Genomic DNA, 13114 nt, shown 5'->3' on the forward strand with positions numbered 1-13114 from the left:
AAATTTGCAGCCCTCAAAATGAGGGAATTAAAAATTTAATAACAAACATTTCAAAAATGAAATCAATTACAATTAACGGATCTCAAAGAGAAAGCGTAGGCAAAAAAGCTACTAAAGCCTTACGTAATGCTGGTCAGGTTCCTTGCGTTATGTACGGAGGAGACAAAGCATTCCATTTCTCAGCACCAGAATTAGCTTTCTCAAAACTTGTATATACTGCTAGCGCACATACAGTTGTGATTGTCTTAGATAATGGTGAAGAATACAATGCAGTAATGCAAGACATTCAATTTCACCCAGTAACCGACAGAATTACACACATCGATTTCTACCAAATTTTCGAGGACAAAGAAATTACTATGGAAATTCCTGTTCAAACAGTAGGTTCTTCTAGAGGTGTAATGAATGGTGGTAACTTAAGAATGCCTTACCGTAAACTTAGAGTAAAAGCAATCCCTTCAAAATTACCAGATTTTGTTGAGATAGATATTACTCCATTAAAAATCGGAAGTAAATTCTACATCACTGAATTAGCAAATGAAGATTACAAATTCTTACACCCAGATAACACTGTTGTTTGTCAAGTAAGACGTAGTAGATTAGCTGTAATTGATGCAGATGATGAAGATGAAGATGAAGGAGCAGAAGGAACTGATGCACCAGCAGCTGAAGCAGCACAAGAATAGATAAAACTATTTTAAATATAAAAGAGACTATCTGAAAGGATAGTCTCTTTTTTTTGTTCTATTTTTTAATACATTAAAACCAAAACCCGAGATTTAGAAACCAATAGCTGTTTCCCGTATCTGGAGAATAGGTGTATTTACCTTCTAAAGGTCCTAAGAACGTTTCTAAAGAATACCCTAAGGCATAACCATTATAGTTTGACGTTGTAAAGAACTCCCCTGACTCAAAGAGTCCATCCTCAATATTGGCAAAATTTGCAGCTAATAAAATATGATGCTTTTTATAAACTTCATAGTCTAAGGTAAATGTTGCCTTAAGAAAGCTATCACCTGTTAAAGCTAAGTAATCGTAACCGTAAAACGAATAAAAGTTATTTATAAAATTAACTCCGTAGCCACCTAGAGCAAACCCCAATGCAGATGTATTTTCGTCTCCAATCCTAAATCCTCCACTAGCTTCTGTTTTTAAGACTAACTTATCATTAACACTAACCGCATGACCAATATCTGCTTTAGCTATTGAAAAATTTAAAAAATCGGTATTAAAGCCAGAAGCATCTAGATACAAGTGAAACGTTCCATTAAAATAGAATCCACTTTTAGGAAAATAAAAATTATCGTAATTATCAAATTTTAAATTTCCAAAGACACTAAAATAATCTGTGTTTTCAAAAACAGTTCTATTTTCTTCATCTTCCTCTATAATGGTTTCTGATGTTACTTTTAAACGTTTGTGTTCAAATCCCAACCTTAAAGAAAAGTCCTTTCTAAAAATTGTTTGTAAATAAACTTGATTTGTGAAATCTGAAATTTTAGCATCAATTTTATTTAAACCAATTAATAAAGGAGAATCTTCTTCTAAAGCTAATCTAGGATTTACATTTTTGTTAAACTTATTGAAACGCGATTTAATTCCTAAACTGATATAAAACCCTTTATCAATAAAATAATTAAAATTATACCTAGGATTATCCCCTAAAATAACATCTAACGAGGCTATATCATTACTAAATAAGAGTTTCTTTTTAGTAAGATTAGCGAGCAATGCACTTTTATAGAGTCGGTCATAGTGAATACCTAATCTAAGAAATGTCGAAGTTTCAGATTCCTTTATATTCCCTATAAGATCAAATTCAGCTTCCTTGTCTGTCGGCTCTAAATAATATCTAAAAGCATCAAAATTATTAGTTGCAATAAGGCTATTTACACCTTGTTTAAAATCTGAATAACTTATTTTTTCGTCACCTTTAAGTTTTAGCTTTCCAATCATAAAAGCCCTTGTGTAACGTTCATTTCCATCTATCTTAACATGACGAACTTTTAGGCTATCTAATAATTTGACTTCTGCTCTGCCTTCATAATTCGGTTGATTTACTTTTACAGCTTCTAGTTCAGACAATTGCGTTCTCGCCGCAATTTCACCATGTTCAATAATATCTTTTCCTTCATCGAACGAAATAACTGAATAGTCGCTAATATCTGGTTTAATATAAATATCGGTAAGTTCCGCTTTATCTTTCATGGCGTTTATAGTCCGAAAATTATTAATCTGCATTAAAATATCAGGAGCAGATTTCAAAGATTCACGATCTTTTAACGCATCTTGAACATCAACACCAATAATTATATCCATGCCTTTTGCTCGCAATTCTTCAACTGGAAAATTATTAGTTACACCTCCATCAATTAAAATAGCATCATCAATTGCTACAGGTTGAAATAACGACGGTAATGCCCCACTAGCGGTCACCGCCTCTGCTAATCTACCCTTGTCCATAAGCAAAGATTCTCCTGTTTCTATATTGGTCGCCATACAGAAAAATGGAATTGGAAGTTGACTAAAATCTCTAACATCATTTACTGGAAGCATTAAATAATACAGTAAATTATAAACATTTTGCCCACGTGATAAGGCTGATGGCAGCGAAATCTTAAAATTATCAAAGGGTAAATTAACGACATACTTCTGCGTATTTTCGCGCTCATAAAATGATTTAGAAGCTCTTGAAAACTCATCATTAATCAATACATTAAAATCTTGTTCTCGGAATATGGCCTCCAATTGTTTCCCCGAATACCCTGAAGCGTATAACGATCCAATAATAGCTCCCATGCTCGTGCCAGCAACGTAATCTATTTTTATTTCTAAACTATCAATAACCTTTAGTACACCGATATGAGCAAAACCTTTAGCACCACCTCCACTTAACACCAAACCTACTTTTGGCTCTGTATGTCCGATAGTATCCTGTGCTTCTAGAGAACAAAGCGCCATGGTAAATACGATTATTAGGATGTTTTTCAATGTCATTATAAACCTAGTCGGCCTTTAAATTATTCTTTATGATAATAATTATAAACTTTATTTGCCCTAGAAACTCCAACAACAGCTTCAAGCTCATCTAACTTAGCATTAGCGATACGTTTTACCGTTTTAAATTGTTTCATTAAATCGATAATAGTTTGTTCTCCCACTCCTGGAATATTTTCTAATTCCGTGGTCAGCGCCCCTTTACTTCTTCGGTTTCTATGATGTTCTATTCCAAAGCGATGCGCTTCATTTCTTAAGTGTTGTATAATTTTTAAAGTTTCACTTTTTTTATCTAAATATAAAGGAATTGGATCATCTGGATAGAATAATTCCTCTAAACGTTTAGCGATACCAATAATTGCAATTTCTTGTCGCAGCCCTAATACATCTAAACTTTTTAATGCGGAAGACAATTGCCCTTTGCCTCCATCGATAATAATAAGTTGTGGTAACGGCTGATCTTCGTCTAACAAACGTTTGTATCTCCTATAAACTACTTCTTCCATTGAAGCAAAATCATCTGGGCCTTCAACGGTTTTAATATTAAAATGGCGGTAATCCTTTTTACTTGGCTTTCCATTTTTAAAAACCACACAAGCAGCAACAGGATTGGTACCTTGAATATTAGAATTGTCAAAACACTCAATATGTCTAGGTTCCTCAGACAAGCGCAAATCGGCTTTCATCTGGGCCATTATTCTGTTGGCATGGCGATCGGGATCCACAATTTTAATTTGTTTCAACTTATCCATTCTAAAATACTTCGCATTTCTAATAGATAAATCTAAGATACTTTTTTTATCACCAAGTTTCGGAATTGTTATTTTTATTTCATCTCCTAAATTCACTTTAAAAGGCACATAGATTTCTTTAGAAGTTGAATTGAAACGCTGCCGAATTTCTGTAATGGCTAATTCTAACAACTGAACATCTGTTTCTTCTAGCTTTTTCTTTAATTCTAAGGTATGAGACCTGATAATAGAGCCATAACTTAACTGTAAAAAATTAACATAGGCATAAGACTCGTCACTAATTATTGAAAATACGTCTACGTTACTAATCTTAGGGTTTACAATAGTTGATTTGGCTTGGTAATTTTCTAAAACCTCTAATTTTTCTTTTATTTTCTGAGCATCTTCAAACTGCATGGCTTCTGCATGTTGCCGCATTTGTATTCTAAACTGCTGTAAGGAATCTTTAAAATTTCCTTTTAAAATTTCTCTAATAGCAATAATATTAGCTTGATATTCTTCTTCCGTTTCATAACCTTCACAAGGCCCTTTACAATTTCCTAAATGGTATTCTAAACAAACTTTATATTTTCCAGCTTCAATTTTAGATTCTGACAAATCATAATTACAAGTTCGTAATTGGTACAAGCCTTTTATGAGTCCTAAAAGCGTTTTTACGGTTTTCATGCTCGTATAAGGCCCAAAATATTCTGATCCATCTTTAATAACACGACGTGTAGGAAATACTCTAGGGAAACGCTCCTTCTTTATACAAATCCATGGGTACGATTTATCATCCTTTAATAATACATTATACTTAGGTTTGTACTTTTTAATTAAATTATTCTCAAGCAACAAGGCGTCATTCTCGGTTTCTACAACAATGTGTTTTACCGACGCTATATTTTTAACTAGCACGCGTGTTTTACCATAGTCGTGATGCTTGGTAAAATAACTACTCACTCGTTTTTTTATATCTTTAGCTTTTCCGACGTAGATTAAACGTTCGTCTGCATCAAAATACTGGTAGACACCAGGTTGATGAGGAAGCGTTTTTATCTGTATATCTAGAGTAGATTCTGGCATTAAACCAAAGGTACTAATTCATAAAAATATTCATGTATTTTTAATACACTTTATCATTACCTTGCGCCTCTTTTTTATATATTTAAATTATGACAAAAAAAATTTTAGGTCGTGTTGATAAAGTTAATTTTCCAGAATTGAAACTAAACACTATTGATGTTAAGATTGATACTGGAGCGTACACTTCTGCTATTCATTGCTCTAAAATTAGAGAGGAAGACCATAAACTCTATTGTATCTTTGAAAGTAAAGGGCACCCTAATTTTAAAAGTGAGGAAGTCGTTTTTAATACATATACCGATACCGACGTAAAAAGCAGCAATGGCTTTAAGGAAAATCGCTACAAAATTAAAACAACCGTTGTATTCTTTGGAAAAAGTTACAAGATTAACCTAACTTTAAGCACCAGAGACGATATGAAATTTCCGGTATTAATTGGTCGTCAATTTTTGAAACATAAATTCTTGGTCGATGTCGATTTAGAAAACCAATCCTATAAACAAACCACAACTAAATGAACATAGTTATTCTTTCACGAAATGCAGAACTCTATTCTACGCAACGACTTGTTGAAGAGGCTAGTAAAAGAGGCCATTCCGTTGAAATCATTGATCCGCTAAAATGCGATATTATTATCGAAAAAGAAAAACCAACCATTTATTATAAGGATCGCTATTTAGATTATGTCGATGCTATAATTCCAAGAATTGGAGCCTCAATAACGTTTTACGGCTGCGCTGTTGTCCGACAATTTGAAGAAATGGGAGTGTTTACTATTGCTCCATCTGATGCAATTACCCGTTCTCGCGATAAATTGAGAAGTTTACAACGCTTAAGTAAAGCAGGAATTGGTATGCCTAAAACAGTATTTACTAATTATTCTAGAGACGTTGAGGAAGTTATTAATTATGTAGGAGGAACGCCTGTAATTATAAAACTACTAGAAGGTACACAAGGTCTTGGTGTGGTATTGGCTGAAACAAAGAATGCGGCTGAATCTGTATTGGAAGCCTTCAATGGTTTGCAAGCAAGAGTTATTGTACAAGAATTTATTAAAGAAGCTAAAGGTGCTGATTTAAGAGCTTTAGTCGTGGATGGTCAAGTGGTTGGTGCTATGAAACGCCAAGGTAAAGAAGGAGAATTCAGATCTAATTTACATCGTGGAGGTTCTGCCAATATCATAAAATTAAATGAAGACGAACTAAATTTAGCAATGAAAGCGGCTAAAGTTTTAAAACTACCGGTTTGTGGTGTAGATATGCTACAGTCTTCAAGAGGCCCTTTATTATTAGAAGTGAACTCTACTCCTGGACTTGAAGGGATTGAAGCTGCAACGCACAAAAATATTGCAAAAGCAATTATTACCTTTATTGAACGAAACAGAAAATAAAACATGCCAAAGGATATTTTGAATATTTTAGGAGTTGAAGTTGCTCCTGGTAAAAGCGTTACAGTAACTTTTGAAGTTGCTAAATTACATACCAGAAACACATTAGAAGTTCCTATAATAATTGAACGTTCTAAAAAACCTGGTCCAACTGTTTTAATGACTGCAGGCATCCATGGAGATGAAGTTAATGGTGTTGAAATTGTAAGACAAATCATAGCAAAAGGGATTAACAAACCTAAGACAGGTACCACAATCTGTGTCCCCGTCATAAATGTATTTGGCTTTTTAAATATGGATCGGCTTTTTCCTGATGGGCGTGATTTAAATCGTGTGTTTCCTGGAAATTCAAATGGTTCATTAGCGAGTAGAGTAGCAAATTTTGTGATGACAGAATTGGTACCTCATGTCGATTTTGCGATGGATTTTCATACTGGTGGATCAGATCGGTTTAATGCTGCGCAAATTAGAATTGTTAGAGACAATGCACGCCTTACAGAGCTAGCACATGTTTTTGGTGCTCCATTTATTTATTATTCTCAGAATTTGACTAAATCCTTTAGAAATGCTTGTGATAAGGCGGGTGTACCTATGCTATTATTTGAAGGAGGCAAATCCTTTAATATTCATAATACCATTACCAACACAGGTGTTAATGGAGCTAAGCGTGTATTGCACCATTTAGGTATGTTGAGAACCAAATTTAAAGTCTCTAGACCTAAAGTTGATGCTGTAATTATTAAAGAAAGTAAATGGTTAAGAGCTAAATATTCTGGTATGTTTAAAGCCACTGCTAATATAAACGACTATGTCAACAAAGGAGACGTTTTAGGTAATATTACCGATCCCTATGGTAGCTTTAACTTTTTTGTAAAGGCCCCAAATGCAGGTTATATTTTTAATGTTAATGAATCTCCTATCATATATCAAGGTGATGCTATTTTTCATATTTCAACTGAGATTGAGCACTAATGAATAAGCCATTATTAAGAAAAACATATAAAAAGTTACGTCAACAATTATCTGACACTCAAGTTGACGATTACAGCATAGCAATTGCTAATCAGTTGCTCACGCTAGATATTTGGGATAAATCCTTTTATCATGTGTTCCTAACTATTGAAGAACAAAAAGAAATTAACACGGATTACATTCTAAATATTTTAGCAGGAAAGGATAAAAATATCATCATATCTAAAAGTGACCTTAAAGATTACAGTATGACACATTTTCTGCTAACCGACAACACAACGCTTAAAAAAAGCAAGTATAATGTTCCAGAGCCTATGGATGGTATACAAATACAACCATCTCAATTAGAAGTGATCTTTATTCCGCTTTTAGCATACGATAAATTAGGCAATAGGGTAGGTTACGGAAAAGGCTTCTACGATCGGTTTTTAGCGCAATGCAAACCAGAAGCTTTAAAAATTGGCTTATCTTTTTTTGACCCTGAAAGTGAAATTTTGGAAGCTTCGGAAGATGATGTTAAGCTGGATTATTGTGTAACTCCGAATCGTGTACTTCAATTTTAGCATGATCTTGCTCTGCAAAAGCCTTCTTATTAAACACAATTAAAATCCCAATTCCTGTACTAATAGCCATATCTGCGACATTAAAAACAGGATCGAAAAACGAAAAGTATTTCCCGCCAATAAATGGAAGGTTATCCGGCATTACACCACTCCAAATCGGAAAGTGAAGCATATCCACAACATTACCATGAAATACTTTTGCATAACCACCTTCTTCTGGTAAAAATGTAGCCACTTGCATTATACTATCATTAAACAATACTCCGTAGAATACTGAATCTAAAATATTACCTAAGGCCCCCGCAAAAATTATAGAAATGGCAAAAATTAAAGTTTTAGATTTCTTCTTTTTTATAACGTCTAATAGCCAAAATCCTATTCCGGTAACCGCAACAATTCTAAATAAAGTTAGAATTAACTTCGCAGATTCATCAGAAATGAAACTTATAAAATCGCTGAGTTTTGTTCCCCAAGCCATACCGTCATTTTCAATAAAGGCAATTTTAAACCATGAAAATACCGTTACATCTTCTCCTAATTGAAAATGAGTTTTAATATAAATTTTACTGATCTGATCAATCAATAAAATTGTAACGATAATAAGTGAGGCTTTCTTTAAAGACATAATTTTTCCCACGGAAGTGAGAATGTGTTTTTAATTAACTAATCCTATTGTGACAAAAATAACCGATTATATCTGTTTTTCTACGGTTATATCTCCATTTATAGATTTCAATATCCAAATCGAATCTAAATCGTAAAATTTATCTAAAACAACGTTACCATGATTAGATTGTGCAGTAATCATTGCACTTTTAGTTATAACGTTAATGTCTCCATCAAAAGTATTTACTGTGGTTGTTTCAACACTACCATGAATACTACACTGTCCTTGTTGTAATTCAATAAAAAGGGTCTTAAATTTCCCATTTAAATCGACTGAAGCAATATCACTTACAATATCTAAAGAGAGGTTTTCAGGAATTTCCAAATGTAAAGTTGCAGCTATAACTTTATGAGCATTTCGCTTATCATCTGGTATCTCCGTAAATGATAAGTGTTCTAAATTTAACTTAAGACTACTACTTTCCTTGATTGATACCATCTGAAAATCATTTTGATATTCTCCGTCTAAGGTAGAAGTCATCTTAATTTGATTCGTTTTTGAAGTAGAAACTGAAATATTAAAAATTTGATTTCCATTTATTGAAATGGAGCTAATACCATCTGCTTGAATATGCTTTTCTAATCTATTCTGGGCTTTGATACCTAGAGGACTCAAAATAAAAAGCACCAAAAAAGCCATGAAATTTACATTCCATGGCTTTATGATTTTATTTTTTCTCAAAATATAATTTCAATTTCATAAGACTCCTGCTTTACTGTAACAAGTTAGTTCAGTATAAGTCTCAAGAATGTTACTGCATATTCTTAGCTTCAATACTCAAAGTTGCATGAGGAACTAATTTTAAACGCTCTTTAGCAATTAATTTTCCTGTTACACGACATACTCCATACGTTTTATTCTCAATTCGGATAATAGCATTTTTTAAATCGCGAATAAACTTTTCTTGACGAATAGCTAATGCCGAATTCGCTTCCTTACTCATGGTTGCACTGCCTTCTTCAAAAGCCTTAAACGTTGGTGATGTATCATCTGTCCCGTTATCAAAGTCATTCATGTAAGCACTTTTAATAAGCTCTAAATCATGCTCTGCTTTTTTAATTTTATCTTGAAGTATAGCTTTAAATTCTGCTAAATCTTTATCAGAATATCTGTTATTCGTTTCTGTATTCATATTATCAATGTTTTTGAATAAATAATTTGGTATTGACCTCGTCAAATACAATTTCTATACCATTATTTACGGTGTCCATAATTTGTAATTCTTCGGTTAAGGTTTCGGATTTTATATACGCTTCATTTGAAGAAATAGCCTCTACAATCTGATCATTTTTTTGAATTTGTACGTCAATTCTGTCCGTAACTTCAAATCCTGAATCTTTACGTAAGTTTTGAATTCTATTTACGAGCTCTCTAGCAATTCCTTCTTTACGTAATTCTTCATTGATAGTAACATCTAATGCTACAGTTAATGGACCTTCATTTGCGACAAGCCATCCTTCAATATCTTGCGATGTAATCTCCACATCATCAAGTCCTAAATTAATCTTTTTTCCGTTAATTTCAACTTCTATGTTACCTATTTGCTCAATGTTTTTAATATCACTCGCATCAAAAGCACTTATAGCACTAGCAATCAGCTTCATATCCTTTCCATATTTTGGCCCTAAAGTCTTAAAGTTAGGCTTAATTTGCTTCACTAAAATGTCCGAAGCGTCTTGTAAAAGCTCAATTTCTTTAATATTTACTTCATGTTTTATTAAATTTGCAACGGCTTCAATTTCTTCCTTTTGTTGTTGACTATCAACAGGAATCATAATTTTTTGCAACGGCTGACGCACTTTAATCTTCTCCTTAGCTCTTAACGATAACACTAATGAACAGATGGTTTGCGCACTTTCCATTTTACGCTCTAAAACTTTATCAATAGCACTTTCATTTACTTTAGGGAAATCTGCTAAATGTACACTTTCAAAAGTTTCCTTTTTAGTCACTGCGTTTAAATCTAAATACAAACGATCCATAAAGAAAGGGGCTATTGGAGCTCCCAATTTCGCGATGGTTTCCATACACGTATAGAGTGTTTGGTATGCCGAAATTTTATCGGCTTGGTAATCGCCTTTCCAGAAACGTCTTCTACTTAGACGAACAAACCAATTACTCAAATAATCTTGTGTAAAGTCTGAAATGGCTCTCGCTGCTCTTGTTGGCTCATATGCTTCGTAGAATTTATCTACTTTTTGAATCAAGGTGTTTAATTCAGATAAAATCCAACGATCAATTTCTGGTCGTTCATTTAGTGGAATATCAGCTTCACTATAATCAAAACCATCAATATTAGTATATAATGTGAAGAATGAATAGGTATTATAAAGTGTCCCGAAGAATTTACGACTTACCTCAGCAATCCCTTCGCTATCAAATTTTAAGTTATCCCAAGGATTGGCATTACTAATCATGTACCAACGTGTGGCATCTGCTCCATACTTTGATAAGGTTTCAAAAGGATCTACAGCATTCCCTAAACGCTTAGACATCTTTTGTCCGTTTTTATCTAAAACCAAGCCATTTGATACGACATTTTTATAGGCAACATCATCAAAAATCATCGTTGCAATGGCGTGAAGCGTATAGAACCAACCTCTCGTTTGATCTACTCCTTCAGCAATAAAATCTGCTTTTCTCCAAGTATCATCAACCTTTGCTTTATTTTCAAAAGGGTAATGCCATTGTGCGTAAGGCATAGAACCAGAATCGAACCAAACATCTATTAAATCGCTTTCGCGATGCATTGGTTGACCTGATGCTGAAACTAGTACAATTTTATCAACAACATTTTTATGTAAATCAATTTTATCGTAGTTGTCTTCAGACATATTATCCACTTCAAAATCTGCAAAGATATCTTCCGACATAAAACCAGCTTCAACCGACTTTACCATCTCTGCCTTCAATTCTTTTACAGAACCAATACAGATGACTTCTTTACCATCTTCTGTTCTCCAGATTGGTAACGGAATTCCCCAGAAACGTGAACGTGATAAATTCCAGTCGTTTGCATTTGCTAACCAATTACCAAAACGACCAGTTCCTGTAGATTCCGGTTTCCAGTTAATTCCAGTATTTAACTCATGCATTCTCCCTTTTACATCCGTGATTTTTATAAACCATGAATCTAAAGGATAGTATAAAATTGGCTTATCAGTTCGCCAGCAATTTGGGTAACTGTGCTTATATTTTTCAACCTTAAAGGCTTTATTTTCTGTTTTTAATTTGATGGCCAACTCAACATCTATTGAACGTTCTGGAGCTTCACCATCGTCATAATATTCGTTCTTTACATATTTACCCGCAAATTCTCCCATTTCTGGTCTGAATTTTCCTTGTAAATCCACCAATGGCACTAAATTACCATTCTCATCTTTTACTAAAAGTGGTGGTACTTCTGGTGATGCTTGTTTTGCAACCAAGGCATCATCGGCTCCAAATGTTGGGGCTGTGTGTACAATTCCTGTTCCGTCTTCAACCGTTACGAAGTCTCCAGAAATAACTCTAAAGGCGTTTTCCGGATTGTCATTCGGCAAGGCATATGGTAAAAGTTGCTCGTAAGTAATACCTACTAAATCTTTACCTATGAAATCTTTAACTACAAAGTATGGAATCTTTTTATCTCCTTCTTTGTAGTCTATTAATTCTTGTTTTGTTTCAACACGCTTAAATTTCCCATCGAATTGTTTGTTGACTAAATTCTTAGCCAAAACCACGTTTATGGGTTTAAAAGTATATTGGTTATACGTTTCAACTAAAACATATTCAATCTTTGGTCCAACCGTTAGTGCTGTATTACTCGGTAACGTCCAAGGTGTTGTTGTCCATGCTAAAAAGAAAATATCACCTTCATTTTTAAGAAAATCTGGCAACGACTCTGCATTGGCTTTAAACTGCGCCACAACCGTTGTATCCGTTACATCTTGGTAGGTTCCTGGTTGGTTCAATTCGTGTGAACTTAATCCAGTTCCCGCTTTTGGCGAATAGGGTTGAATGGTGTAGCCTTTGTATATGAGATCTTTTTCGTAAATCTGCTTTAACAACCACCAAACTGTTTCCATGTATTTGGATTTGTAGGTAATGTACGGATCGTCCATATCTACCCAATACCCCATTTTTTTAGTAAGGTTATTCCATGTATCCGTATAACGCATTACGGTTTTTTTACACGCTTCGTTGTAGTCTTCTACTGTGATTTTTTTACCAATATCTTCTTTGGTAATACCGAGTTCTTTCTCTACACCAAGTTCAACGGGTAAACCGTGTGTATCCCAACCTGCTTTACGTTTTACCTGAAACCCTTTCATGGTTTTGTAACGCGGAAAGATATCTTTAATCGCACGCGCTAAAACGTGATGCACACCTGGTAAACCGTTTGCAGAAGGTGGTCCTTCAAAAAACACAAAAGGTGGTTTTCCTTCTCTTGTAGTTACACTTTTATCGAAGATGTCGTTAGCTTCCCAATACTTACCGATTTCATCAGCAACGTTTGGCAAGTTAAGTCCTTTGTATTCAGGGAACTTTGTACTCATTATTCTGTTTTCTTATAAGTGAGCGAAATTACAGAATTTTGTGGAAATAGTTAAACGTTTTGTGGGCTATGTATAGAATGTGAAAATTTCAGTTTTTCTGCTTGAAATATTTGTTTCTCAAAAGATATTGTAAATAAATAGAAAAGGTCAGTATATAAGTACACTGACCTTTT

General features: G+C 33.9%; 11 protein-coding genes. 5 read left to right on the forward strand and 6 right to left on the reverse strand.

What is annotated here, in order from left to right; genetic code table 11:
- Positions 1-56 precede the first annotated feature (56 nt).
- Positions 57-686, forward strand: coding sequence for a 50S ribosomal protein L25/general stress protein Ctc (locus tag KO515_RS07040; RefSeq protein ID WP_215935675.1), 630 nt, complete (start codon positions 57-59; stop codon positions 684-686).
- A gap of 73 nt (positions 687-759) precedes the next feature.
- Here KO515_RS07040 and KO515_RS07045 read toward each other — a convergent pair whose 3' ends face one another.
- Both KO515_RS07045 and uvrC read right to left on the reverse strand, forming a co-directional pair.
- The gene (locus KO515_RS07045) at positions 760-2997 is read right to left on the reverse strand and encodes a patatin-like phospholipase family protein (protein WP_215935676.1); all 2238 of its coding nucleotides are present in this window, start codon (positions 2995-2997) and stop codon (positions 760-762) included.
- A gap of 23 nt (positions 2998-3020) precedes the next feature.
- Positions 3021-4814 (reverse strand): excinuclease ABC subunit UvrC, encoded by a 1794-nt coding sequence (gene uvrC / locus KO515_RS07050; protein ID WP_215935677.1) that lies wholly within the window; start codon positions 4812-4814, stop codon positions 3021-3023.
- Between the two features lie 89 nt (positions 4815-4903).
- Here uvrC and KO515_RS07055 point away from each other — a divergent pair, with 89 nt between their 5' ends.
- The 4 genes from KO515_RS07055 to KO515_RS07070 are packed head-to-tail and all read left to right on the forward strand — an operon-like array spanning position 4904 to position 7736.
- Positions 4904-5332: an ATP-dependent zinc protease family protein gene (locus KO515_RS07055; protein WP_215935678.1), complete on the forward strand. Its 429-nt coding sequence runs from the start codon at positions 4904-4906 to the stop codon at positions 5330-5332.
- Positions 5329-6204 (forward strand): 30S ribosomal protein S6--L-glutamate ligase, encoded by an 876-nt coding sequence (rimK, locus tag KO515_RS07060; protein WP_215935679.1) that lies wholly within the window; start codon positions 5329-5331, stop codon positions 6202-6204. The genes KO515_RS07055 and rimK overlap by 4 nt, the downstream gene beginning before the upstream one ends.
- 3 nt (positions 6205-6207) lie before the next feature.
- Positions 6208-7173, forward strand: a complete 966-nt coding sequence (locus KO515_RS07065) for a succinylglutamate desuccinylase/aspartoacylase family protein (RefSeq protein ID WP_215935680.1) — start codon at positions 6208-6210, stop codon at positions 7171-7173.
- Entirely contained in the window at positions 7173-7736 is a 564-nt protein-coding gene (locus KO515_RS07070) for a 5-formyltetrahydrofolate cyclo-ligase (RefSeq protein ID WP_215935681.1), read from the forward strand. Before KO515_RS07065 ends, KO515_RS07070 begins: the two co-directional genes overlap by 1 nt.
- Here KO515_RS07070 and KO515_RS07075 read toward each other — a convergent pair.
- The 4 genes from KO515_RS07075 to ileS form a co-directional block, all read right to left on the reverse strand.
- Positions 7690-8361 (reverse strand): lipoprotein signal peptidase, encoded by a 672-nt coding sequence (locus tag KO515_RS07075; protein WP_215935682.1) that lies wholly within the window; start codon positions 8359-8361, stop codon positions 7690-7692. The genes KO515_RS07070 and KO515_RS07075 overlap by 47 nt on opposite strands.
- A 66-nt stretch (positions 8362-8427) precedes the next feature.
- Positions 8428-9084 carry a hypothetical protein gene (locus KO515_RS07080; protein WP_215935683.1) on the reverse strand — a complete coding sequence of 219 codons (657 nt, stop codon included), beginning with the start codon at positions 9082-9084 and terminating at the stop codon, positions 8428-8430.
- A gap of 70 nt (positions 9085-9154) precedes the next feature.
- On the reverse strand, positions 9155-9535 hold the full coding sequence (locus tag KO515_RS07085) for a TraR/DksA family transcriptional regulator (RefSeq protein ID WP_215935684.1): 381 nt from the start codon (positions 9533-9535) through the stop codon (positions 9155-9157).
- 4 nt (positions 9536-9539) lie between these two features.
- Positions 9540-12941, reverse strand: coding sequence for an isoleucine--tRNA ligase (ileS, locus tag KO515_RS07090; RefSeq protein WP_215935685.1), 3402 nt, complete (start codon positions 12939-12941; stop codon positions 9540-9542).
- Positions 12942-13114 lie beyond the last annotated feature (173 nt).

Origin of the sequence: Winogradskyella psychrotolerans, assembly GCF_018860545.1 — a bacterium.
Classification (GTDB): domain Bacteria; phylum Bacteroidota; class Bacteroidia; order Flavobacteriales; family Flavobacteriaceae; genus Winogradskyella; species Winogradskyella psychrotolerans_A.